We start from the raw sequence: 21,396 nt of genomic DNA, 5'->3' as shown, positions 1-21,396 counted from the left end.
GTCCCCGGGCGAGCGGACCTCGGCAGCGTCAGATCGTGGCGCCGACCACCACGGGCTCGGGCTGCAGGAGGACGCCGAACTCGGCGTGGACGCGCGCCTGCACGAATCGCGCGAGCTCGGCGACCTCGGTGGCGGTCGCCCCGCCCCGGTTCGTCAGGGCGAGCGTGTGCTTCGTGGAGACCGCGGCGTGCGATCCGGGGAGCGCGAACCCGCGACGGACACCGGCCCGCTCGATCAGCCAGGCGGCCGAGAGCTTCGCGAGGCGCTCCACGGGAGCCGGTCGGGGCGGGTTGACGACCTCGCCGAGCGGGAAGACGTACTCGGTGTGGTCGTCGGCCGCCGGGTCCACCGGCCACCACGGGGCGTCCCCCGGCAGCGAGCGAGCGACGTGCTCGGACACGATCGGGTTCGTGAAGAACGACCCGGCGCTGGCGGTGTCGGGGTCGTCGGGGTCGAGCACCATGCCCTTCGACGCCCGGAGCGCGAGCACGGTCGTGCGCACCTGGGCCAGGCGCACCTGCTCGCCGACCTCCACGCCGAGCGCGAAGGCGAGCTGCTGATAGGCGATCGGTGCGGCCAGGCCGTCGGCGCCGACGTCGTCGAGGTCGATGATGATCGCCACGACCACGCCGGAGCGCTCAGGCTCTCCGCCACCGTGGCGCTTCAAGACCGAGGTCCGGTAGCCGAGCCCGAGCTCCGCGGCCGGAACGCGCTCGACGGTCTGCGACTCCTCGTCGAGCAGGTCGACGGCGACGAGCGACGACACGATCTCCTGCCCGTAGGCGCCGATGTTCTGCACGGGCGCAGCCCCGCAGGATCCCGGGATGCCGGAGAGTGCCTCGATGCCCGCCCAGCCGTGCTCGACGGTGAAGGCGACGAGCGCATCCCAGTCCTCACCGGCCTGCACCCTCAGGCGGACACGGCCGGACGGGGCGTCGAGGCGTTCGATGCCGCGGTTCGCCGCCCGGATGACGGTCGCGTCGAGGGGCTCGTCGCCGATCAGCAGGTTCGACCCGCCGCCAAGCAGCAGCCACGGCTGGTCGGTGTTCCAGACGTCGAGCACGGCATCGATCAGCTCAGCCTCGCTCGTGCACTCCACGAAGGCGGCGGCGGGCCCGCCCACCCCGAGGGTGGTGAGCTCGCTCAGACGGATGGCGTCGTTCATGGTCCTCCGGGTCAGGCGAAGCTGACGACGAGCTGCGCCTTGCCGAGCACCGTCTGCTCGGCGTAGGTGACGGTGAGGTCGACGCGCGCGGTGTTGGCTTCCTCGTCGATCTTGCCGACCTTGGCGACGATCTGGAGGTCGGCGCCGGTCTCGGGGTCGACGACGACCGGTCGGGTGAACCGCACCTGGTACTCGAGCACCCGACCGGGGTCGCCGATCCAGTCGACCACCGGCTGGGCGGCGATCCCCATCGTCAGCATGCCGTGGGCGAGCACGCCCGGCAGCCCGACGGAGGCCGCGACATCGTCGCGGTAGTGGATGGGGTTGAAGTCTCCGGAGGCGCCGGCGTACCGCACGAGGGCGTCGCGCGTCAGGTGGACGGTCCGCTCCGCGACGACGTCGCCGACAGCCGGCATGGTCGGGGTCTGCTGCACGTCGCTCATCCTTCGTCTCCTCGCACCACGAGCGTCGAGGTCGCGGTGACCACGGGCTCGCCGGCGGCATCGGTCATGACCGAGTCGCACGTCACCATCGAGTGTCCGCCCAGGGACTTCACCGCGGTGACGGTCAGCTGCGCGGTGAGCTCGTCGCCGGCGACGATCGGACGGTGGTGCACGAAGCGCTGGTCGCCGTGGACCACCCGGGTGAAGTCGATACCCGCGTCGGGTGCGGCGAGCAGTTGCTGGAGCGTGTGCTCCTGGACGACGACGGCGAAGGTGGGCGGCGCCACGACGTCGGCGTATCCTGCGGCGCGGGCCGCCTCCGGGTCGAGGTTGATCGGGTTCGTCGCGAAGACGGCCCGCGAGAACTCGCGGATCTTCTCGCGTCCGACCAGGTACGGGGCGACGGGCGGGAAGACCCGACCGGCGAGCTCTGGGTTCACTGACACGCCCTCCAGCCTACCCGCTGCCTCGGCTCGACGACCGGGCACGGATGGACCGGCGAGGGTCGGTCAGGAGCGCTTGAGCGCCTGGAACACCATGCGGATGGCGATGACCACGAGGAACGCCGCGAAGAGCAGGTTGCCGACGAACGGCGGGACGACCGACGCGACGATGGCGCCGAGGGCCGTGGTCGTGCAGGCGGCGACACCGATGATCGCTGCGGCCGTCAGGTCGACGTTGCCTCGCCGGACGTTGCCGATGGTGCCGGAGATCGCGGTCGGCACCATCATGAGCAGCGAGGTGCCCTTCGCGATGAGGTCGCTCGCGCCGAACAAGAGAATGAGCATCGGCACGACGACGACCCCGCCGCCGATGCCGAGCAGCCCCGACAGGACGCCGGTCAGGAAGCCGAGCACGATGAGGCCGATGATCGAGCCGACGTGCAGATCGATCTCGGCCGTGCGGGATGGGACGATCAGGAACAGCGAGACCACCACGACGAGCAGGAAGCCGATGAAGCCCCACTGGAGCGCCTTCTTGGGGAGCTTGGAGAGGAGGTAGCTGCCGAGTTGTGCCCCGCCGATCGCACCGATCGCCAGGAGGATCGCCGCCACCCAGTCGACGGTCCCGTTCACCGCGTAGGAGAGGACGCCGACGAGCGAGGTCGGGACGATCGCCGCGAGTGAGGTCCCCGCGGCGAGCCGCTGGCCGAAGCCGAGCAGGAAGACGACGGCGGGGACGATGAGGATACCGCCGCCGACGCCGAACAAGCCGGAGAGGAATCCGGCGGTCAGTCCGATGCCGATCAGCCAGGCGATGCCCGACGGGGTGCGGACCGGACGGCCGGTCGAGTCGCTCCCGCTCACTGCGCGCTGGAGCCGGACAGCGCCGTCTCGAGCGAGGGCGTCGTGCGAGCGGTACCGGCGTCCAGGAGTGACCAACCGGTGTCGGTCGCCTCGATGACCGACACGGAGCAGTTCTCCAGCGGAGGGACCGTCGTACCCGAGAGGTGGCTGAGCGTGAGACGGATGAGCGTTCCGTGGCTGACCACGAGCACGTTCTGGCCGGGGAAGTCACGGGCGATGGCGTCGATGCCGCGGACGCCGCGTTCGATCACCGACTCCTCGGACTCGAGGTTCGGGTACTGGTGGTCGGGCCAGTTCTCGAGGACCATCTGCGCCGTCGCGCCCTCGGCGTCGCCGTAGTGCCGCTCGATGACGTCGGGATAGGACGGGCCGAGCTCCAGTCCGAGCGCGTCGGCGATGATCTGCGCGGTCTCGCGTGCGCGCCCCAGTGGGGAGCTGACGACGACGTCCCAGGTGCCGGTGAGCCGAGGGGCGACCGTGGCCGCCTGCTCCCGCCCGGTGTCGTTCAGGGGGATGTCCGTCGTGCCCTGCAGCCGTCGTTCGAAGTTCCAGGCGGTCTGTCCGTGACGGATGAGGGCGATGGTCATGTCTCAAGCCTAACCGGCGTCGGACCGAGGTCTTCCGGCCTTCACCGCGACACGGGGCTCACTGCTCGTCGACGGCGTCCTTCGCCCATCGGATCCGGATGGGTCCACGGACCGTCGCGCGGTCCACCGCCTCGTCGCCCTGCGTGATCCGCACCCGGCCCTCGTCGACCAAGCGCCAGGCGACCCGGCGGGTGTCGTCCATCAGCGCTCGCCAGTCGTCGCCGCCGACGGCTCGTGCCACGTCCGACGGACAGATGGACGAGGTGGCGGCGCGCTTGCCCAGCAGGTCGAGCATCGTCGACTCCAGGAGGTCGTCGTCTACGGCTGCCGCAGGCGTCGGGTCCGGTGCGGCTTCGTCGGTCATGGTCCCAGTATGCGCGCGCCGCTACGCGAGGTCGGCGTGCCGGGACAGATCCGCATGTTGCGCGACGAACGCCTGGGCGAGGCGCTTCGTGACGCCGAGTTCCGCGACGAGGTGCTCGAGATCCGGTGCCCACCGCGCGATGGCCCGGAACTCGTCGAGGTCGATGAGGTTGGATGCGGCGAACCGGTCGGCCTGCACCTCGTGCTTCGGTCGGTCGTCCTCGTGGCCGAGCACGCAGTGCGCGATGCCGTGGGCGAGGGCGTTCCGCCGATGGACGGACCGGAGCGACTCCTGGATGACGATCGTGTGCGCGGACGGCAGCCAGCGCTCATGGGACACCCGCAAGGGCCGGAAGATCACCGCGAGACCGAGCTCCTCCGCGTGCGCATACGGGTCGTAGGCGCGCCCGCGCTCACGGGGCTTCCGGCTCGGGTTGCTCCAGTTCTCCATCGGTGATTGCCGCCCCACGTTCCCCCTCCAACTGCTCCGTCGTCCACGACGCAGCTTCCCTCTGCCGGCGTCTGCGATCCAGCTCGTCATTCGTAGCAGTGGTGTCCGACACCGGAGCCACACGCTCATCGTCGCTCGCCTGCAGTTCGGCCTCGATCCGGCTCATCCCCCCGACCGCTTGCAGGGCGTCGGCCAGGAGTCGCACCGGATCGGCGCCGGTCGCCGCGCAGAGCGTGACGAAGGTCGGGCCGCTGATCTCGCTGCGACCGGCGAGGACACGTTGCAGTGTCGTCGGACTCATCCCGGTCGCCTCAGCCAGGGCGCGCTGATTCATGCGTCGCCGCTTGTAGGCGGCCACGAGTTCGTCCGCCAACGCCTGATTGACCATCGCCTCTGCTGCGTTCACGTTCCGATCGTAGCCAGAAACCCTGTCGTGAACGGCAGAAAACCTGCCTTATGCGCTCTATAGTGTCACCTCCGACCTGAATGATGCCAGATGAGACAACTTCTGGGAACCATCCGGGTCGCACACCACCACCCACGACGCCTGAGGAGGCACCATGACCGAACACCGGACCTCACCGGAACCACCGCCCACACCACCGACACCACCGCCCGTCCCATTTCCTGCACAGCGGATCATCCGCACCGTGATCCAGACGACCGCGGCCGTGATCTTGAGCTCGGTGGCTTGCATCACGACCGCGAGCATCATCGCGCCACAACTCCTGGAGGCGATCCGAGAACTCCTTCCGGACGACGTCTACGCCTGGGCGGCGGCAGCCGTGGCCACGACGGCGGCGATCGCCGCAGCGCTGGCCCGCATCATGGCGATCCCGGGCGTGAACGGGTTCCTGACGAGACTGAGCGCAGGATTCACTCCCCGCCACGCACGACCCGATTCAGGCACTGAATCTGCCACTCAAGAAAGAATTTCATGAATGATTGGCAAAATGAACTGGACAAGACGACGAGATCGCCATAGAGTCGTACTCGAACACACGTTCGAACGTCGGAGGACGTTTCCTCCATCAACAGAAGGGAGAGCTCATGGTTTTGAAGTACCAATACCCGTATGACCTCAGTCATTACGACAGCAGCGACGGGTACAACGCTCCACGAGCCGGCGGCTCAAACCATCGGGGTGCCGACTTCAACGGCTTCCCGGAGGGCAAGCCGATTCCCGCGGTCGCAGCCGGAACCGTCGTCGAGAACTACCGGAGCGGAGGGCTCGGATGGCTTGTCGTCCTGGCGCACTCTGACGGCGCGTTCTCGGGGTACTGCCACATGTACCAGCAGTCCCCGCTCGCCATCGGCACCGCCGTCACGCGAGGGCAGATCCTCGGAGGAATCGGTGACACCGGCGAGTACTCCGAAGGCGCCCACCTCCACCTCACCATCGGGCTCAACCAGTCCGGCGCGACGGGCGGAGGCTCCCACTGGATCGATCACACCGATCCGATCCAGTTCATCAACGATCGCCTCAACGGCGACGACCCAGGCAACACCGGCGGACCGACCGCCCCGACTCAGGAAGAAATCGACGAAATGGCAGCTACGAAGAACGCATCGATCGTCCGCGACTACCAGAAGGAGAACGCGGGCACCCTCGCGATCGCCCTCGTGTACCCGGACGGCAAGGCCGTGAAGCTCGCGGGCAACATGGACGTGGACGGAGCGATCACCGCTCACGTGCAGGTCTACGGCATCTCGCCCACCAACCCGAACAACACGGCGCTGCGCGACAAGTACGCGTCCCAGCTGACCACTGCTCAGTGGAACGCGTTCTGGGCCGTCTACCCGGGCACCAAGATCGGCTTCTGAGCCGAGGAGCCCCACCCGATGCCCCCGAGCAGACCGTAACTGCTCGGGGGCATCCCCATCGGCACCACGAAAGGAGCCTCATGGTTCTCAAGTATCAGCACCCGTTCGCTCAGATCGACCTCGCCGACGGCTGGGGATCGATGGCCGGCGGACGGACCCAACCGCACCGCGGGCTGGACTACCAGCCCGGCGCCGGAGCCGCGATCCCGGCGGTCGCAGCGGGCGTCGTCTCCGCCAACCGGTGGAACGCGGCCCTGGGGAACGTCCTGGTCATCGCCCACCCCGACGGCATGTACTCGGGCTACTCGCACCTGGCGGCCGCCTCACCGCATCAGGTCGGCGCGGCGGTCGTCCGTGGTGAACCCGTCGGCGTCGTCGGGAACACCGGATCCGCCTCCAGCGGAGCCCATCTGCACCTCACCATCACCTTCACCGCGGACGGCACGTGGAACAACGCCGACATCCGCGTCACCACCGATCCGTATCCGTTCATCAACGCTCGCCTGAACGGCGAGGACCCCGTCCAACCACTCAAGGAGTCAGACATGCCCAAGATCATCAGCGTGCCAGGCGGCACCATCGCACTCGTCACCGAGACGTTCGGCACGATGTACACCTCCACCAGCGGCGGGCAGGGGTTCTCCATCGCCGCCAACACGAAGGCGTACGGGCAGGTCACCGGCCTGACCCAGGACCAGGTCACGACGCTCGTCGCCGAGGCGAACGCCCGAGGCCAGCGCATCGCCGACCTCGTCGCGGCCGCGCGGTAACCCACGCCGGAATGGAGGAAGCCCCCGAGCAGACCGTAACTGCTCGGGGGCTTCCTCCATTCTGCACCGTGCACGTCTCGTGCACAGCGCCCAGGCTCGATGCTCAGGCGAACTGCGCGTAGAACGCGTCAGGGTCGTGGGCGAGCGAGGCCTTGACCATGGCGCTCCAGTCGTCGACGACGACCTCGGAAGCGCCGTCCGCGACGCCGTCGAGGCTCGCCCGCGCGACGTCCGCGGGGTCGACCATGGGGCCGTCGTAGCCGGCCATGATGTCGGTGTCGGCGGCCCCGAGGTGGAGGCCCTGCACCGTGATGCCCTTCGAGGCGAGTTCCAAGCGGACCGCGTTCGTCATGTTCCACTCCGCCGCCTTGGCAGCGGCGTATCCGCCGGAGCCGGGGTGGGCGAACCAGCTCAGGGCGGAGAGCACGTTGACGATCGTCCCTCCACCGTTCGCTTCGATCACCGGCGCGAACGCACGCACCATGGCGAGGTTGCCCCAGTAGTGCGTGTCCATCTCCCGCCGAGCGTCCGCGAGGTCGCCGGTCAGCATCGAGCCCTGCGTCGCGATCCCGGCGTTGTTGACGAGCAACGTGACGTCGGTCGCGATCTCGGCCGCCGCAGCGACGGACGCCTGATCGGTGATGTCGAGCTGCAGCACCTCCACGCCCGGGATGTCGACGAGTTCCGGGCGCCGCGCGGTGGCGTACACCTTCGACGCGCCGCGCTCGAGCAGTTGCACGACGAACCGGCGGCCGATGCCCCGGTTCGAGCCGGTGACGAGTGCGACGGATCCTGCGATGTCCATGATTCCCTTCCGCGTGCGGGGCGATCCCGCAGCAGCCTGGTTAGGCTAAGACCTCACATCAATGTCAGGTGCAAGCCAGGAACGGAAGCTCGATGCGCATCGGAGATCTCGCGGCTCGGACCGGGGTGAGCGTCCGCTCGCTCCGGTACTACGAGGAGCAGGGGCTGCTCACCGCCACCCGCACGACGACTGGCCAACGGACCTATGAACGAGCGGCGGTGGAACGCGTCGAGCTCGTGCAGCAGCTCTTCGCCGCCGGGCTGCCGAGCCGCACGATCGTCCAACTGCTCCCCTGTGTCGATGCGGGAGTCGCGACGCCGGAGTCGCTCGCGCTGCTCCGGACCGAACGCGACCGCATCACCGCGCAGATGGCCGACCTCGAAGCAGCACGCGCCCGTTTGGAAACGGTCATCGACATCACGCTCCACCCGACGCCGGAGCACTGCCCCGCGCTGCGCGAGGAGCTTCCGGCCGAGATGGACGCCGCCTGACGCCATCCGGCACGGCTCCGGCAGAGTCGGCCCATCGCGGCTACCATGACCACGTCGGAGGTCGAGGGCTACCGGTCGCTCGCCTTCGCGGCAGCCGAGTCGGGCACGCCTGAGCCCGACTCCCGATCCGGGGGTCAGTGATGAGTGAACCAGCAAAGCAGGGACCGGCGAGTCAGGGACCAGCGACCGCCACCGAGTCGGTCACCGCCCAGGCAGCGCGTACCCGGCTCGAGGAGCGCGTGGCTGGCATCGAGTCGATCCTGATCTCGGTCCCCATGCTGCTACTCGAGATCGCGCTCATCCTCTCGCTGTTCGTCCCCTACGCGACCCAGACGAAGACGGACGAGGACCCCGAGTCCTTCAACCTGTTCTTCTTCCTCGCGGGATTCGCCGATCGTGACGACGACGGCGACCCGGAGGCCGCCTCGATCCTGTTCGCGAGCGCGTTCCTGGTGCTCATCGTGGTGATCATCGGCACGATCTGCACAGCGCCGATGCTCGCGGGCAAGCGGGTCTCGTCGCGAGCGGGAGCGACTGCGGTCACCTTCATCATCGTGCTCATCCTCGGCAACATCGGCGCCTGGATGGTGATGCTGATGGGGGTCTATGCCGACTCGCCCTGGACCATCGGACCTGCCCTGCCACTCCTCAATCTCGGCACCCTGCTCGCGGCGATGATCGCCTTCATGCCCGGTTACCGTCGCATCTGGGAGCGATGAGGCAGTCCCAGTCCCCCGCCGATGCGATCAGCTAGTGCGACTGCAGGACCGCCCAGGCGATGAGGCTGTCCAGACGACGGACGTCCGCGCCCTTCGCGAGCTTCACCTTGATGTGCCCGGCCCGGGTCCAGAGCTCGATCTCGGAATTCCAGTCGAGCGTTCCGGCGTTCTCCGACGACCACATGTTGATTGAGCTGTACGGCAAGGAGTAGATCTCGACCTTCTTGCCGGAGATGCCCTGCGCATCGCGCACGATCAGGCGCTTGGTCGTGAACACCGCGGAGTCGCGGAACGTCTTGAACGCTGCAACGGCTTGCTCACCCTGAACGAGCAGCTGTGTCACATCGGCGGGGATCGGGATCTCGTTCTGCAGGGTCCAGGCCATGATCGGTGCGCTTTCCATGGCCTGAGTGTGGCAGAGGATGGCGGTGGTGCGGTCGCATCGGGATGGGGACCTCTCCCCATCCGTCGATCACGTCGCAGGCCCGCGCCGTTGGCATACTTGCTGCATGCCCGGAACCGACGACACCCGATGAGTGTGCTCGAGGACTATCAGTGGGCCGTCGAGGCAGAGCTGCAGAACACCCCGTTCATCGTCACCCGCCTCCCCGACGGGTTCCAGGTCGGATACGACCTCGCGGACGCCCGCTGGTGGAACGTCCTCCAGCTGAACGAGGTGTCCGACAGCATCACCTACACCGTGCGGGTCGATGAGCGACGTCGGCGGTTCAGCATCACCGACACGGTCAAGCGGATGAGCTGGTCGGCTGGTGTCTCCGGCTTCGTGCCGCGCCTCTCCTGGTCGTTCTCCTGGCAGTCCGGCCGAGTCCGGTACGGCAGGGTCATCATGCTCGGGACCTCCCCCGGCGGGTTCGAGATCGCGTTCAGTCCCGAGAACGAACGCGCGCGCATCAAGGAGATCGGCGAGGAACTCGGTCTGCGTCCTCGCATGAGCCCTCACGTCAGCATCGGGCTCTGGGCGGCGGCCGGTGGCGTCGCGATCGGCCTGATCGTGCCCGCCATCATCATGCTGAGTCTCTCCCTCACTGGGAACCACTGATGCAGGAGCTTCGAATCGGAACGGTGGCGCACTGATGGCAGCAAGCAAGCGCGCGATGGGCGACACACGGGGCTTCCTGCACAGCAGGGTGTTCCAGACGCTGGCGATCGTCTTGATGCTGTTGGCCGGTCCGGTGGCTGTGGTCGTCGGTTCCTTCATGATGGCTGCCGACAGTGACCTGTTGCAGAACGGGGAGCGGACGAGTGGGACGGTCACCGAGGTGGACGACGGAAGGAAGGCGTCGGACCACCGGTTCAGGACCGACTATCTGGCACCCGACGGTACGGAGCAGCGCGTCTGGGCGGACTGGCCCCTCGACGGCAAACCCGCCGTCGGCGACGTCGTCACGGTGATCTACCGCGCGGACGACCCCGGCACGGCGGTGCTCGAGGGCTATGACGGGCCGGGGACCTCGGTCGTCGGTATCGGTATCGTGCTGACCGGCGTGAGTCTCCTGATCGGCACCGCGATGCTCGTCGGCGTCCTGCTCCGTGCGGGACGGGGACCCGAGCCCGGCGAGACTCCGAAGGGCTGACGCCACGCTGTTCGCGCATCCCACAGGAGAGCTGCCGATTCAGGCCGCATACAGACCTTCTGCGACAGCGTCGGCCGAGGCAGCGAAATACGGGTTCCGAACAGCGGAAGCCATCACGAGGTCGACCGGGCGGCCGAACAAGGACTCAAGGTCCTCTCGAAGACCGAAGTACGCGTCGAACGGATCTGCCGACCCCGGCACGAATTCGACGAGCAGGTCGACGTCGCTCCGGCCGTCGTCGAACCGATCGGACAGGGCGGAGCCGAAGATACGCAATCTGGCGACCCCGCGCGCGCGACAGATTGTTCCGAGCGCGCTCGCGTCGACCGAGATCCGTGACGTCATGGAGGGAAGTGTACCGATTCGGCACCAGCCGCGGCAGGCGGAAGGGCCCGAGCTCGTGCTCGTCACGATCTCGGTGGCGCCGTGCACTCGACCGCGCGGCGGCCGAGCCATTGGTGGCGCCGCTCGTCGAGCACATCATCGACGAATTCGGGCTCAGGCGGGAACCCGGCAAGTGCGTCGAAGAGCTGCAGATGCCATTGGATGAGGACAAAGGGACGGCGCTGCACAGAATCATCCGGGCTGATGGCTTGGGTGTCGTCGCATACGCCGGTGACGACCGTGGGGACCTGCCTCCGTTCAGGGTGGCGCTGGATAGCGGCGGGTATGCACTCGTCGTCGACGGCCCCGATGCTGCGGAGGAGGTCGCTTCGGTGGCCGGAGTCCACTTCTCAGGTCCGGGCGAGTTCCAGCAGTGGCTCGGGCAACTCGACGACGCTCTGGGATGACCGGACCGCTCCTCGCGGTCGGCGCGAAGAAGCGGACGCCACGGCCCAACAGAAAAGCACCGAAGAAATCTCCGGTGCTTCTCTCTTGAACAGCTGCTCTGGTAGCAGGAGAGAGATTCGAACTCTCGACCTCACGATTATGAGTCGTGCGCTCTCACCAACTGAGCTACCCTGCCACGTCTCTCCGTATGCCGGCGAGAGCAGTGACGGAGAGAACGAGCCCCGAGCGGGACTTGAACCCGCGACCTCTTCCTTACCAAGGAAGTGCTCTACCACTGAGCTATCGGAGCGCGAACCAAACCGCTCACGCGGAAATGGCACCAGTAGAGACTAGCATCCCGCGAGGGGTGCTTCGTACACCGGATCGGGATCAGTTCGCGGCGAAGGTGTCCGCGGCGTGGACGACCTTCTGCAGGTACGACGCGGCCCCGTTGTACGAGCCGATCGCCGCGATCCAGTCGGCCTCGATGCGGAGGTCCCGGCCGCCGTGGCACAGGTAATGCGCTGCGGCGAGCGCCGCGTCGTCGATCTGCTGCGGGTCCGCGACGCCGTCGCCGTTCCCGTCCGCGCCCCACCGCTGCCAGGTGGACGGGATGAACTGCATCGGCCCGACCGCGCGATCCCATCTGGCGTCGCCGTCGAAGGCGCCGCGGTCCGTGTCGGTGACGGCGTCGAACTCGGTGCCGGTGAGCGCCGGGCCGACGATGGGTGGAACGGCCCGCCCGGCGTCGTCGAGCGCACCGCCGAAGATCGTGCCGTGCCCGGACTCGACGCTGCCGAGCGCGGCCAGCGTGTTCCAGGCGATCCCGCAGCCCGGTTGCCCCTCGGCGACGGCGAGTGCCGCACCGGCATAGGCGACCATCGCGCGCTCGGGGATGCCGAGGCGGAGCGCCGTGGCCGTCGCCCAGGCACGATCCACCCGGTCGGTGATGGCCGCCGGCGCCAGACCGGCCGAGCCCGCGGCCGGGATACCGGGTCCCTCGACGGCGGCGTGGGGCGCGGTTCCGAGGGTCGAGTCCCGCGCTTCCGCCCGACTGACGAGCTCCGGTCCCCACACGACCGCGGCGATGACGATGGCGAGGCCGACGATCGCGACCGCCCCACCGGCGACGAGCCATCCCACGCGGACGTGCGACCGCCGGTTCCGTCGTGTCAGCGCGGCCGGGCGCCGGGAGCCGTTGCGCGCACGGTTCGGCCGGGATCGCGGCTTCCCCGTCGAGCGAGCTGCACTGGTCGTGCGTCGTCCGGGCCCTGCGGTCTTTCGTTGTGCGGGCCGGCGGGCTCCACTCCCCTTCGCCGACGTCCCCACCGGTCCACCGTAGCCGGGTGGTGGTGCCAGCGCGGTGCGCCCACGCGAGCCGGGTCAGCGATGCGCCGCAGGTTCAGTGCTCCTGGGTGGCCTTCGCGGCCTGCTTGGCCTGGCGCTTCGCCCGAAGGTCTTTGGCGACGGCGACGCCCTTCTTGGCGGCGGCATTCGCCTTCGTGCTGGCCTGCTTCGCACCCTCGAACTCCGACGCGAGGACGGCGAGCCCGCCGACGGCGATCAGTGCGCCCGGTCCGGGGAGCGGGATCAGGGCCACGCCGAGCGCCACGGTGCCCCCGCCGACGACTCCGACACCCGCCCGGTACACCCGGTTCGCGGTCGGATTCCGACGGATGATGCCGCGCGTCGTCCGGGCCGCTGATCCGGCGATGCCTCCCGCCTGCGCGGCGACGCGCTTCGCCGTGCTGCGGGCCGAGCCGTCCGATTCCGTGGTCATGTCCCCACTCTAAGCAGGCCGGGCGGGTCGGTGGCCGGGAATCCGGTCCGAATCGACACCCGCGCGCCCGCCCTGGCGACACCGCGCTGGCCAGTCCACGAGCGGCGACAGGCCCCGTGAATGGCCTAGGGTAGCGACATGGACTCCGCCCTCCCGACCACGTCGGCGACCGCAGCTCAGCACGCCTCCCCCGCAGGAGGCTCCACCCCCGGTTCGGAGTGGTGGCGCTCCGCCGTCATCTACCAGATCTACCCGCGATCCTTCGCGGACGCGAACGGCGACGGCCTCGGCGACCTGCCCGGGATCACCTCCCGCCTCGGCGCCCTGCAGGAGCTCGGCGTCGACGCCATCTGGCTGTCCCCGTTCATGACGAGCCCGCAGAAGGACGCCGGCTACGACGTCGCCGACTACTGCGACGTCGACCCCATCTTCGGCACGCTCGCCGACTTCGACGCGATGACCGCCACTGCGCACGCTGCCGGCATCCGCGTCATCGTCGACCTCGTCCCCAACCACTCCTCGAGCGCCCACCGCTGGTTCCAGGAAGCCCTCGCGGCCGGGCCCGGCTCGGCGGAGCGCGCCCGGTACATGTTCCGCGACGGCAAGGGCGAGCACGGCGAGATCGCCCCCAACAACTGGGAGTCCGTCTTCGGCGGTCCGGCCTGGACGCGCGTCACCGAGGCCGACGGCACGCCTGGCCAGTGGTACCTGCACATCTTCGACTCCTCGCAGCCCGACTTCGACTGGACGAACCCGTGGGTCCGCGAGCAGTTCCGCGACGTCCTCCGGTTCTGGCTCGACCGCGGCGTCGACGGGTTCCGCGTCGACGTGGCGCACGGCATGATCAAGGCCGACGGCCTGCCCGACTACACCCCACCGGCCGAGGGCGGCAGCATGGGTGGCGCCTCGGCGGGCGTCGCGCTCGAACCCGGCATCAGCACGGGGCCCGCCTCGTGGCCGGAGACCGCGCCCTACTGGGGTCAGGACGGCGTGCACGAGATCTACCGCGACTGGCACGAGCTCCTGGAGACGTACGACGGCGACCGTGTGCTGTGCGCCGAGGCCTGGGTCGACCCGCTCGACAAGATGGCCCTGTGGGTGCGCCCCGACGAGATGCAGCAGGCGTTCAACTTCCCGTACCTCGAGACCCCCTGGAATGCGGCGGACCTCAAGGCGGTCATCGGCGAGTCGCTGCGGGCGTTCGCGCAGGTCGGCGCTCCGAGCACGTGGGTGCTGTCCAACCACGACGTCGTCCGGCACGCGTCCCGCCTCGCGCTCACGGAGGAGAACCCCCAGGGCTACGGCGTCGGTCCGAACACCCCCGGCCAGCCGGATCGGGCGCTCGGGCTGCAGCGGGCCAGGGCGGCGACCGCCCTCATGCTGAGCCTGCCCGGCGGAGCGTACCTCTATCAAGGCGAGGAGCTCGGGCTCCCCGAGGTCATCGACCTGCCGGATGACGCCCGACAGGACCCGACGTGGTTCCGCACGAACCACGAGCGGTACGGCCGCGACGGCTGCCGCGTGCCGATCCCGTGGGAGGCCGGCCACCCGGCCTACGGCTTCAACACGACCGGCGAGTCCTGGCTGCCGCAGCCCGACGACTGGAACGACTACTCGCGCGACGCACAGGCCGGCATCCCCGGTTCGACCCTGGAGCTGTACCGCACGCTGCTCCGTCTGCGCCGCGAGCACACGCTGGGGCTCGGTTCGATCGCTTGGATCGAGGGGGCTCCCGACACCATCCTCGCGCTGACCAACGGCGCGGTCACGGTCGTCGCGAACACCGGTGCCGACGACATCGCCGTCCCCTCGTCGCTCGCGGACTCGTCCGTGCTCGTCGCGAGCGGACCCTTCGACGGCAGCACCATCCACGGCGACACGACGGTCTGGTTCACGACGCCGTCGACCCTGCCCGTCGGCTGAGACACTCCGCGGCCGGTGTGCCAGCGCGGTGCGCCGACGTGACCGCGGGCGTTTCGGCGCCGGCGCGGTGCACTGACGTGAGCGCGCCGGAATCGGCCCCACCGCGGGGCGTGCGCGTGAGCGCGCCCCTCTGGAGGGGCGCGCTCACGCCGTAGACCCGCGCTCGCGTCAGCGCACCGCGCTGGCCCGAGGGCCGTCAGGTCAGTGGTGGAGGATCGCGACCGCGTGGGCGCCGAGCCGGAGTGATCCGTCCGTCGTGACGACCTCACCGAAGCTGTCGAGGAGTTCGCCGACCCGCAGTGCGAGCTCGACCGGTTCCGTCCCGAAGTTGACCGCCAGGGTGGCCGAGCCACGACGCAGGACGAACGAGCCGGTCGCCTCGTCGACGATCGCCGTCGTGTCGGCGAAGGCCGGATCGGTGAACGCCGGGACCGTCCGTCGCAGCTCGATCACCCGTCGGTACCAGGTCAGCAGCGCCGCGTGCCGTCCACCGGATCGCTCCGACCAGTCGAGCACCGACCGACGATAGGTCTCGGGATCCTGCGGATCCGGCACGTCGGCCTCGTTCCAACCCATCCGGGCGAACTCGGCGATCCGGCCCTTCGCCGTCGCCTCACCGAGCTCGGGCTCCGGGTGCGAGGTGAAGAACTGCCAGGGCGTGGAGGCGGCCCACTCCTCCCCCATGAACAGCATCGGGGTGAACGGCCCCAGCAGCGTGACGGCGGCGGCGATGGCGAGTTGCCCGTCGTCGAGCGTCGCGGCCAGCCGGTCGCCTGTCGCCCGGTTCCCGATCTGGTCGTGGTTCTGGTCGGACACGACGAGCCGCCAGCTCGGCGTCCGTTCGAGGTCGATGCGGCGGCCGTGGTGGCGCTTGCGGAAGCTCGACCACGTGCCGTTGTGGAAGAACCCCTCCTCCATGACCTTGCCGAGTGCACCGAGCGGCGCGAAGTCGGCGTAGTAGCCGGACACCTCGCCGGTGAGCGCGACATGGAGCGCGTGGTGGAAGTCGTCGCTCCACTGCGCGTCGAGGCCGTACCCGCCAGCACCGCCGGGGCCCCGGGGCGTGATGAGCTTCGGGTCGTTCAGATCCGACTCGGCGATCAGCGTGAACGGCCGGTCGAGGTCGGCGCTGAGCGCATCGACCGCGGCGTCGAGTTCCTCGAGGAGGTGGATCGCACGGGTGTCGTGCAGGGCGTGAACCGCATCGAGGCGCAGGCCGTCCACCCCGTACTCCTCGAACCACAGCAGCGCGCTGTCGATGATGTACCGACGCACCTCGTCGGAGTCCGGCCCGTCGAGGTTGAGGCTGTCGCCCCAGGTGTTGCCGGCGCCGTCCGCGAGGTAGGGGCCGAAGCGGGGCAGGACGTTGCCGGAGGGACCGAGGTGGTTGTACACGACGTCCTGGATGACGGCGAGCCCGCGCTCATGGCACGCGGCGACGAAGCGACGGTAGCCGTCCGGTCCGCCGTAGGCCTCGTGGACCGCCGACCAGAAGACGCCGTCGTAGCCCCAGTTCCAGACACCGTTGAACGCGTTGACCGGCAGGATCTCGACGGCGTCGACACCGAGCTCGACCAGGTCGTCGAGCCGTTCGATCGCGCCGTCGAAGGTGGCGGCCTCGGTGAAGGTGCCGATGTGGAGTTCGTAGAGCACGGCACCGATGAGCGAGCGACCCCGCCAGCCGGTCCCGTCGCACGGCACGGGGTCGGATGCGACGACGCGGGACGGGCCGTGGACGCCCTCCGGCTGCCGACGCGAGCGCGGATCGGCGAACGGACCCTCACCGTCGACGAGGTAGCGGTAGTCGCTGTCAACGACCGCCGCGCGGGGCTCGGCACCGTCGAGCGCGATCCACCACCCCTCGGCGACGTCGCGGTCCATCGGGTGCTGCTCACCGCCCAGGACGAGGTCGACGCGCTGGGCCTCGGGTGCCCAGACGCGGAACCCGTCGGCCGGACTCGTGGTGCTGGTCGTCATCGTGCTCACTCCTCGCTCGCGGCCTCGGCCGCATCGTCGGGCCGTGTGAGGACGGCGACGGGATACTGCTCCAGCAGCGCCGCGAGGCGGACCTCTCCGCCCTGCAACTCACGGCCGGTCAGCACGTCGACGAGCCGGCCTTCCGGCAGGGTGACCGTGGTCGACTTCCAGCCACCGTGCTCCGCGAGCCGGAGCGAGAGCCGGGTCGCGACCGTGGTCACGCCACCGCGCGAGAACGCGACGACGTGGTCGGCGGCCGGTCCGTCCGCCCCGATGGGCGTGTACTCGGTGAAGCGCGACGGGTGCTCCCGTCGCAGGCGGAGGAGCCGGCTGGTCACGAGCAGCTTCGCCGCTCCGTCCGCGTCGACCGGCGGCAGCCAACCCTCGTCGAGACGGGCGAGCACCGCACGACGCTCGGCGTAGTCGACCGGGCGACGGTTGTCGGGGTCCACGAGCGATCGGTCCCAGAGCTCGCTGCCCTGGTACACGTCCGGCACGCCGGGCATCGTCAGCTGGATCGCCTTGGCGACCAGACTGTTCGACCATCCGGCCGCCTCGACGTCCGCGACGGCGTCGAGCAGCGCGGCGTTCGCACGACGGCTGTCGTACAGTCCGTCGACCGCGGCGTGCAGGGCGGCCTCGAACATCTCGTCCGGTGCGGTCCAGGTGGTCGAGTCGCCGGCCTCGCGGGCGGCCTTCTCGACGTAGGCGTGCAGTCGTTCGCGCTCGATCGGCCAGGCACCGACGGCCGCCTGCCAGACCAGCTGCTCGAGCTGCCGGTCGGGGAAGCCGTTCGAGGTGTGGAGGGCGACGGCGTGCTCCGCCCACCGGTCCGCGACCTCACTCAGCGCGTCGATGCGGGCACGGACGTCCTCGCTGCGCTTCGTGTCGTGCGTGCTGAGCGTCGTCATCGAGGACGGCCATTCCGCCTGCCGCCGCGCCTGGCGGTGGTGGAACTCGGCGACGCTGATGTCGGTCTCGGCGGGGTCTCCGCCGACCTCGGTCAGCGAGGTGAGCGCCGTGTAGCGGTAGAACGCGGTGTCCTCGACGCCCTTCGCCATCACCATGCCCGAGGTCTGCTGGAAGCGCGCGGCGAGCGGATCGGTCGCGCTGCGCAGGCGGGGAGCCAAGGCGGCGAAGGCGTCGGCGAGCTCCGGCCGACGGGTCTCCGCCTCGTCGAGTGCGGCGTCCAGGTACTCGTCGCCGAGCGGCAGGTAGGAACGGTAGACGGGGAACGCGGTCAGGATCTCGGCGAGCGCGTCGACGGCGTCCGGCACCTCGGGGACGAGCCTCGCGAGGCGGCGGACCTCGGACCCGAGGATCCCGTCGGCGATGCCCCGCTTCGTGGTGTGCACGAGGTCGTCCCAGGCGTCGCGCGTCAACTCGACCCCCGCGAGCTGACCGAGCGTCGGCAGACCGGTCGGGTCGACGAGCACCCGGTCGACGTCGCCCAGGGCGTCGTAGCCGGTGGTGCCGAGCGTGGCCCACTCGGCCGGGAGGTCCTCTTCGCCCTCGAGGATCTTCTCCACCCAGATGGGTGCTCCGCCGATGCGCTCGGACAGTCGGTCGAGGTAGGCACCGGGGTCGAGGAGCCCGTCCGGGTGGTCCACGCGGATCCCGTCGGCGAGGCCGTCGTCGAACCAGCGACCGATCTCGACGTGCGAGCCGTCGAAGACCGCCGGGTCCTCGACCCGGATCGCGGCGAGCGTGTTGACGGCGAAGAACCGTCGGTAGTTCAGCTCGCTGTCGGCGCGGCGCCAGTTGACGAGTTCGTAGTGCTGCCGGTCGTGCACCTCGCGCGGGCTCGCGTCGTCGTCGGCCGTCCCGGGAGCGATGGGCAGTCGGTGGTCGAAGTAGCGGAGTTCGCCGTCCTCGATGCTGAGGTCGTCGAGCGCACTGCGGCCGTCCTCGTCGTCGCCGAGGATCGGCACCCGGATCCGACCGTCGCCGGCCTCCCAGTCGACGTCGAACGCCGCGGCGTGCTCCGCGTCCCGGCCATGCTGGAGCAGGTCCCACCACCAGGCGTTCTCCACCGGTGTCGCGACGCCCATGTGGTTGGGGACGGTGTCGATGAGGACGCCGAGGCCCGCCGAATGGGCCGCTTCGGCGAGCGCCGTGAGCCCGTCGGCACCGCCGCGTTCCGGGTCGACCTCGGTGTGGTCGACGACGTCGTAGCCGTGGGTGGATCCGGGTTCCGCGCGGAGGATCGGCGACAGGTAGACCCAGTCGGCGCCGAGGGCCTGGAGGTAGTCGACGAGCGCCGCGGCGTCCTGCAGCCGGAAGTCGGCGGTCAGTTGGAGGCGGTAGGTCGAGACGGGCACGGCGGAACGCTGTGGCCCGCCGCCGGACACGTCGGTCATGATGCGACCCCCGATCGCAGGAGGGTGAAGGAGGTCCCCTGCACGATCACCGTCGTCGACCCCTCGGCGAGCATCTGCTCCGGGTCACTCGACTCGACGAGCGTCCACGGCAGGCCGGGAGCCTTCGGCAGGCTGAACTCCACGCCGTTCTCGGCCGCGTTGAGCAGCAGGGCGAACGAGGCCGATCCGGCGTGACGGAACACGAAGGTGATCGACCGGGCGTCGGGGTTGTCCCAGTCCTCGTCGGCGAAGGGTTCGTCATCGGACCGGGTGATGAAGACCCGGTCGTCGGCTTTGGAGCCCGGACCCTGGCGGAACCAGTCGGGTCGCAGGGCCGGCTCGGCGAGGCGCAGGGCGATCAGCCGCTTCGTGAAGCCGAGGAGGTCGTGGTCGGCGTGCTCCCAGTCGAACCACGACACCTCGTTGTCCTGGCAGTAGGCGTTGTTGTTGCCGCCCTGGGTGCGGGCGATCTCGTCGCCGCCGAGGATCATCGGGACACCGGCCGACAGCAGGACCGTCGCGAGGAAGTTGCGACGCTGGCGGTCGCGGCGCGCGTTCACGGCGGGGTCGTCCGTCGGACCCTCCGCACCGTTGTTGCTGGAGCGGTTGTCGCTCTCGCCGTCGTTGTTGTCCTCGCCGTTCGCCGCGTTGTGCTTCATCGAGTACGCCGTGAGGTCGGCGAGGGTGAAGCCGTCGTGCGCGGTGACGAAGTTGACGCTGGACAGCGGCGAGCGTCGGGACGCCTCGTAGACGTCCGGGCTGCCGAGGACGCGCTGCGACATGGTGCCGAGCACGCTGTCGGCGCCGTTCCAGAAGTCGCGCACGTCGTCGCGGAACTTCCCGTTCCACTCGGACCAGCTCGCGGGGAAGCCACCGACCTGGTAGCCGGCGGTGTCCCACGGCTCCGCGATCATCTTGATCGGGGCGAGGACCGGGTCCTGCTCGATGAGCGACAGGAACGCGCTGTGGATCTCGGCGGAGCCGTCCTGGCGGGTGAGCGTCGTCGCGAGGTCGAAGCGGAAGCCGTCGACGTGCATCTCGGTCACCCAGTAGCGCAGGGAGTCCATGATGAGGCCGAGCGCCGCAGGGTGTCCGACGTTGACGCTGTTGCCCGTGCCGGTGGTGTCGAAGTAGTGCTCGCGGTCCTCGTCGACGAGACGGTAGTAGGCCGCGTTGTCGATGCCCTTGAACGACAGGGTCGGGCCCATGTGGTTGCCCTCGGCCGTGTGGTTGTAGACGACGTCGAGGATGACCTCGAGGCCGGCGGCGTGCATCGCCTTGACCATGGCCTTGAACTCGTCGACCTGCCCACCGGTGTCGCCGGCGGCCGCGTACTCGCCGTGCGGGGCGAAGAAGCCGATCGAGTTGTAGCCCCAGTAGTTGCGGAGGCCCTTCTCCTCGAGGTGGCTGTCCTGCACGAACTGGTGCACGGGGAGGAGTTCGACCGCGGTCACGCCGAGGTCGGTGAGGTAGCGGATGGCCGCCGGGTGGGCGAGACCGGCGTAGGTGCCGCGGATCTCCTCGGGCACCTCGGCGAGCTGCTTGGTGAAGCCCTTCACGTGGACCTCGTACACGATCGTCTCGGCGAGCGGGATGCGCGGGGCGACGTCCTGTCCGTCGGCGTCCCAGTCGAACGAGGACGGGTCGGTGACCACGCCGAGCGCGACGTGGCCTGCGGAGTCGGTGTCGTCCATCGTCTCCGGCGCGTCGAGACGGTGGCTGAACTGCGCCTGGCCGAGGTCGTATCGCCCCGTGACCGCCGTCGCGTGCGGGTCGAGCAGCACCTTCGCCGGGTTGTGCCGGAGACCGTTCGCCGGGTCCCAGGGGCCGTCGACGCGGATGCCGTACCGCGTCCCGGGGACGAGGCCCTCCACCAGTCCGTGGAACACGTGTCCGGTGCGCTGTTCGAGGCGCGTCTGCTGTTCTTCCCCGCCCTGGGGGAAGATGCACACGGTGACGGCGTCGGCGGTCTCCGAGTAGATGGCGACGTTCGCACCATCGCCCCGAAGGGTGACGCCGAGCGGATAGGGGGTCGAGAGCGTCATGGCGCCCTTTCACTCGAAGG

25 protein-coding genes and 2 tRNA genes are annotated in these 21,396 nt (G+C 69.5%); 9 read left to right on the top strand and 18 right to left on the bottom strand.

Annotated elements, in window-relative coordinates; genetic code table 11:
• Positions 1–28: 28 nt before the first annotated feature.
• The 8 genes from IFU11_RS11810 to IFU11_RS11775 all read right to left on the bottom strand — a co-directional run bounded on the left by IFU11_RS11810 (position 29) and on the right by IFU11_RS11775 (position 4,722).
• Positions 29–1,165 (bottom strand): UDP-N-acetylmuramate dehydrogenase, encoded by a 1,137-nt coding sequence (locus tag IFU11_RS11810; protein ID WP_192019053.1) that lies wholly within the window; start codon positions 1,163–1,165, stop codon positions 29–31.
• Positions 1,166–1,176: 11 nt separating this feature from the next.
• A complete protein-coding gene (locus IFU11_RS11805; RefSeq protein ID WP_244631770.1) occupies positions 1,177–1,608 on the bottom strand; it encodes a MaoC family dehydratase in 432 nt (143 codons plus the stop codon).
• The gene (locus IFU11_RS11800; protein WP_192019052.1) at positions 1,605–2,054 is read right to left on the bottom strand and encodes an FAS1-like dehydratase domain-containing protein; all 450 of its coding nucleotides are present in this window, start codon (positions 2,052–2,054) and stop codon (positions 1,605–1,607) included. The genes IFU11_RS11805 and IFU11_RS11800 overlap by 4 nt, the downstream gene beginning before the upstream one ends.
• A 63-nt stretch (positions 2,055–2,117) precedes the next feature.
• Complete coding sequence (locus IFU11_RS11795) at positions 2,118–2,915, bottom strand: sulfite exporter TauE/SafE family protein (RefSeq protein ID WP_192019051.1); 798 nt, start codon at positions 2,913–2,915, stop codon at positions 2,118–2,120.
• On the bottom strand, positions 2,912–3,502 hold the full coding sequence (locus IFU11_RS11790; RefSeq protein WP_124767362.1) for a histidine phosphatase family protein: 591 nt from the start codon (positions 3,500–3,502) through the stop codon (positions 2,912–2,914). The genes IFU11_RS11795 and IFU11_RS11790 overlap by 4 nt, the downstream gene beginning before the upstream one ends.
• Before the next feature lie 58 nt (positions 3,503–3,560).
• On the bottom strand, positions 3,561–3,866 hold the full coding sequence (locus tag IFU11_RS11785) for a DUF3253 domain-containing protein (protein ID WP_192019050.1): 306 nt from the start codon (positions 3,864–3,866) through the stop codon (positions 3,561–3,563).
• A 21-nt stretch (positions 3,867–3,887) separates the two neighbouring features.
• The gene (locus tag IFU11_RS11780) at positions 3,888–4,334 is read right to left on the bottom strand and encodes an ImmA/IrrE family metallo-endopeptidase (RefSeq protein WP_192019049.1); all 447 of its coding nucleotides are present in this window, start codon (positions 4,332–4,334) and stop codon (positions 3,888–3,890) included.
• Positions 4,279–4,722, bottom strand: a complete 444-nt coding sequence (locus IFU11_RS11775; RefSeq protein WP_085512825.1) for a helix-turn-helix domain-containing protein — start codon at positions 4,720–4,722, stop codon at positions 4,279–4,281. The genes IFU11_RS11780 and IFU11_RS11775 overlap by 56 nt, the downstream gene beginning before the upstream one ends.
• Before the next feature lie 154 nt (positions 4,723–4,876).
• Between IFU11_RS11775 and IFU11_RS11770 the strand changes: the two genes are divergently transcribed.
• The 3 genes from IFU11_RS11770 (at position 4,877) to IFU11_RS11760 (ending at position 6,910) form a co-directional block, all read left to right on the top strand.
• On the top strand, positions 4,877–5,257 hold the full coding sequence (locus IFU11_RS11770) for a hypothetical protein (protein WP_192019048.1): 381 nt from the start codon (positions 4,877–4,879) through the stop codon (positions 5,255–5,257).
• Between the two features lie 109 nt (positions 5,258–5,366).
• Entirely contained in the window at positions 5,367–6,140 is a 774-nt protein-coding gene (locus tag IFU11_RS11765; protein ID WP_192019047.1) for a M23 family metallopeptidase, read from the top strand.
• A gap of 80 nt (positions 6,141–6,220) precedes the next feature.
• Positions 6,221–6,910 carry a M23 family metallopeptidase gene (locus IFU11_RS11760; protein WP_192005900.1) on the top strand — a complete coding sequence of 230 codons (690 nt, stop codon included), beginning with the start codon at positions 6,221–6,223 and terminating at the stop codon, positions 6,908–6,910.
• Positions 6,911–7,013: 103 nt separating this feature from the next.
• Here the strand turns inward: IFU11_RS11760 and IFU11_RS11755 are convergent, their stop codons facing one another.
• Positions 7,014–7,715: an SDR family oxidoreductase gene (locus tag IFU11_RS11755; protein ID WP_192019046.1), complete on the bottom strand. Its 702-nt coding sequence runs from the start codon at positions 7,713–7,715 to the stop codon at positions 7,014–7,016.
• 92 nt (positions 7,716–7,807) lie between these two features.
• Here IFU11_RS11755 and IFU11_RS11750 point away from each other — a divergent pair, with 92 nt between their 5' ends.
• Complete coding sequence (locus IFU11_RS11750) at positions 7,808–8,206, top strand: MerR family transcriptional regulator (RefSeq protein ID WP_192019045.1); 399 nt, start codon at positions 7,808–7,810, stop codon at positions 8,204–8,206.
• Between the two features lie 140 nt (positions 8,207–8,346).
• On the top strand, positions 8,347–8,925 hold the full coding sequence (locus IFU11_RS11745) for a hypothetical protein (RefSeq protein WP_192019044.1): 579 nt from the start codon (positions 8,347–8,349) through the stop codon (positions 8,923–8,925).
• A gap of 31 nt (positions 8,926–8,956) precedes the next feature.
• On the opposite strand, the gene IFU11_RS11740 is transcribed toward IFU11_RS11745, so the two are convergent.
• Positions 8,957–9,328: a PH domain-containing protein gene (locus tag IFU11_RS11740; RefSeq protein WP_191941787.1), complete on the bottom strand. Its 372-nt coding sequence runs from the start codon at positions 9,326–9,328 to the stop codon at positions 8,957–8,959.
• Between the two features lie 129 nt (positions 9,329–9,457).
• Here IFU11_RS11740 and IFU11_RS11735 point away from each other — a divergent pair, with 129 nt between their 5' ends.
• Positions 9,458–9,985 (top strand): hypothetical protein, encoded by a 528-nt coding sequence (locus tag IFU11_RS11735; RefSeq protein WP_191941788.1) that lies wholly within the window; start codon positions 9,458–9,460, stop codon positions 9,983–9,985.
• A gap of 55 nt (positions 9,986–10,040) precedes the next feature.
• Positions 10,041–10,520, top strand: coding sequence for a DUF3592 domain-containing protein (locus tag IFU11_RS11730; protein WP_192019043.1), 480 nt, complete (start codon positions 10,041–10,043; stop codon positions 10,518–10,520).
• 39 nt (positions 10,521–10,559) lie between these two features.
• Here the strand turns inward: IFU11_RS11730 and IFU11_RS11725 are convergent, their stop codons facing one another.
• Positions 10,560–10,952, bottom strand: a complete 393-nt coding sequence (locus tag IFU11_RS11725; protein WP_371742773.1) for a nucleotidyltransferase family protein — start codon at positions 10,950–10,952, stop codon at positions 10,560–10,562.
• A gap of 26 nt (positions 10,953–10,978) precedes the next feature.
• Here IFU11_RS11725 and IFU11_RS11720 point away from each other — a divergent pair, with 26 nt between their 5' ends.
• A complete protein-coding gene (locus tag IFU11_RS11720) occupies positions 10,979–11,311 on the top strand; it encodes a hypothetical protein (protein WP_192019042.1) in 333 nt (110 codons plus the stop codon).
• Between the two features lie 99 nt (positions 11,312–11,410).
• On the opposite strand, the gene IFU11_RS11715 is transcribed toward IFU11_RS11720, so the two are convergent.
• The 4 genes from IFU11_RS11715 to IFU11_RS11700 form a co-directional block, all read right to left on the bottom strand.
• Positions 11,411–11,487, bottom strand: a tRNA-Met gene (locus IFU11_RS11715).
• 42 nt (positions 11,488–11,529) lie between these two features.
• Positions 11,530–11,601 (bottom strand) — tRNA-Thr (locus IFU11_RS11710).
• An 80-nt stretch (positions 11,602–11,681) separates the two neighbouring features.
• Positions 11,682–12,434, bottom strand: a complete 753-nt coding sequence (locus IFU11_RS11705) for a lytic transglycosylase domain-containing protein (RefSeq protein WP_371742772.1) — start codon at positions 12,432–12,434, stop codon at positions 11,682–11,684.
• A 259-nt stretch (positions 12,435–12,693) separates the two neighbouring features.
• Positions 12,694–13,071: a PGPGW domain-containing protein gene (locus IFU11_RS11700; RefSeq protein ID WP_192019041.1), complete on the bottom strand. Its 378-nt coding sequence runs from the start codon at positions 13,069–13,071 to the stop codon at positions 12,694–12,696.
• A gap of 138 nt (positions 13,072–13,209) precedes the next feature.
• Between IFU11_RS11700 and IFU11_RS11695 the strand changes: the two genes are divergently transcribed.
• Positions 13,210–14,994, top strand: a complete 1,785-nt coding sequence (locus IFU11_RS11695; RefSeq protein ID WP_192019040.1) for a glycoside hydrolase family 13 protein — start codon at positions 13,210–13,212, stop codon at positions 14,992–14,994.
• 201 nt (positions 14,995–15,195) lie between these two features.
• On the opposite strand, the gene treZ is transcribed toward IFU11_RS11695, so the two are convergent.
• The 3 genes from treZ to glgX are packed head-to-tail and all read right to left on the bottom strand — an operon-like array spanning position 15,196 to position 21,376.
• Positions 15,196–16,971: a malto-oligosyltrehalose trehalohydrolase gene (treZ, locus tag IFU11_RS11690; protein WP_191941793.1), complete on the bottom strand. Its 1,776-nt coding sequence runs from the start codon at positions 16,969–16,971 to the stop codon at positions 15,196–15,198.
• A gap of 5 nt (positions 16,972–16,976) precedes the next feature.
• The gene (gene treY / locus IFU11_RS11685) at positions 16,977–19,331 is read right to left on the bottom strand and encodes a malto-oligosyltrehalose synthase (protein ID WP_192019039.1); all 2,355 of its coding nucleotides are present in this window, start codon (positions 19,329–19,331) and stop codon (positions 16,977–16,979) included.
• Complete coding sequence (gene glgX / locus IFU11_RS11680) at positions 19,328–21,376, bottom strand: glycogen debranching protein GlgX (protein ID WP_192019038.1); 2,049 nt, start codon at positions 21,374–21,376, stop codon at positions 19,328–19,330. The genes treY and glgX overlap by 4 nt, the downstream gene beginning before the upstream one ends.
• Positions 21,377–21,396 lie beyond the last annotated feature (20 nt).

This window comes from Plantibacter sp. CFBP 8804, from assembly GCF_014841225.1.
GTDB classification, from domain to species: domain Bacteria; phylum Actinomycetota; class Actinomycetes; order Actinomycetales; family Microbacteriaceae; genus Plantibacter; species Plantibacter auratus.
This window is presented reverse-complemented; position numbering and strand designations above follow the sequence as displayed.

What these genes read in the sequence shown, in the direction of transcription:
- IFU11_RS11810 (WP_192019053.1), bottom strand. Translation starts at nt 1,165, where the DNA reads ATGAACGACGCCATCCGTCTGAGCGAGCTCACCACCCTCGGGGTGGGC.
- IFU11_RS11805 (WP_244631770.1), bottom strand. Translation starts at nt 1,608, where the DNA reads ATGAGCGACGTGCAGCAGACCCCGACCATGCCGGCTGTCGGCGACGTC.
- IFU11_RS11790 (WP_124767362.1), bottom strand. Translation starts at nt 3,502, where the DNA reads ATGACCATCGCCCTCATCCGTCACGGACAGACCGCCTGGAACTTCGAA.
- IFU11_RS11785 (WP_192019050.1), bottom strand. Translation starts at nt 3,866, where the DNA reads ATGACCGACGAAGCCGCACCGGACCCGACGCCTGCGGCAGCCGTAGAC.
- IFU11_RS11770 (WP_192019048.1), top strand. Translation starts at nt 4,877, where the DNA reads ATGACCGAACACCGGACCTCACCGGAACCACCGCCCACACCACCGACA.
- IFU11_RS11765 (WP_192019047.1), top strand. Translation starts at nt 5,367, where the DNA reads ATGGTTTTGAAGTACCAATACCCGTATGACCTCAGTCATTACGACAGC.
- IFU11_RS11760 (WP_192005900.1), top strand. Translation starts at nt 6,221, where the DNA reads ATGGTTCTCAAGTATCAGCACCCGTTCGCTCAGATCGACCTCGCCGAC.
- IFU11_RS11755 (WP_192019046.1), bottom strand. Translation starts at nt 7,715, where the DNA reads ATGGACATCGCAGGATCCGTCGCACTCGTCACCGGCTCGAACCGGGGC.
- IFU11_RS11750 (WP_192019045.1), top strand. Translation starts at nt 7,808, where the DNA reads ATGCGCATCGGAGATCTCGCGGCTCGGACCGGGGTGAGCGTCCGCTCG.
- IFU11_RS11745 (WP_192019044.1), top strand. Translation starts at nt 8,347, where the DNA reads ATGAGTGAACCAGCAAAGCAGGGACCGGCGAGTCAGGGACCAGCGACC.
- IFU11_RS11740 (WP_191941787.1), bottom strand. Translation starts at nt 9,328, where the DNA reads ATGGAAAGCGCACCGATCATGGCCTGGACCCTGCAGAACGAGATCCCG.
- IFU11_RS11735 (WP_191941788.1), top strand. Translation starts at nt 9,458, where the DNA reads ATGAGTGTGCTCGAGGACTATCAGTGGGCCGTCGAGGCAGAGCTGCAG.
- IFU11_RS11730 (WP_192019043.1), top strand. Translation starts at nt 10,041, where the DNA reads ATGGGCGACACACGGGGCTTCCTGCACAGCAGGGTGTTCCAGACGCTG.
- IFU11_RS11700 (WP_192019041.1), bottom strand. Translation starts at nt 13,071, where the DNA reads ATGACCACGGAATCGGACGGCTCGGCCCGCAGCACGGCGAAGCGCGTC.
- IFU11_RS11695 (WP_192019040.1), top strand. Translation starts at nt 13,210, where the DNA reads ATGGACTCCGCCCTCCCGACCACGTCGGCGACCGCAGCTCAGCACGCC.
- treZ (WP_191941793.1), bottom strand. Translation starts at nt 16,971, where the DNA reads ATGACGACCAGCACCACGAGTCCGGCCGACGGGTTCCGCGTCTGGGCA.
- treY (WP_192019039.1), bottom strand. Translation starts at nt 19,331, where the DNA reads ATGACCGACGTGTCCGGCGGCGGGCCACAGCGTTCCGCCGTGCCCGTC.
- glgX (WP_192019038.1), bottom strand. Translation starts at nt 21,376, where the DNA reads ATGACGCTCTCGACCCCCTATCCGCTCGGCGTCACCCTTCGGGGCGAT.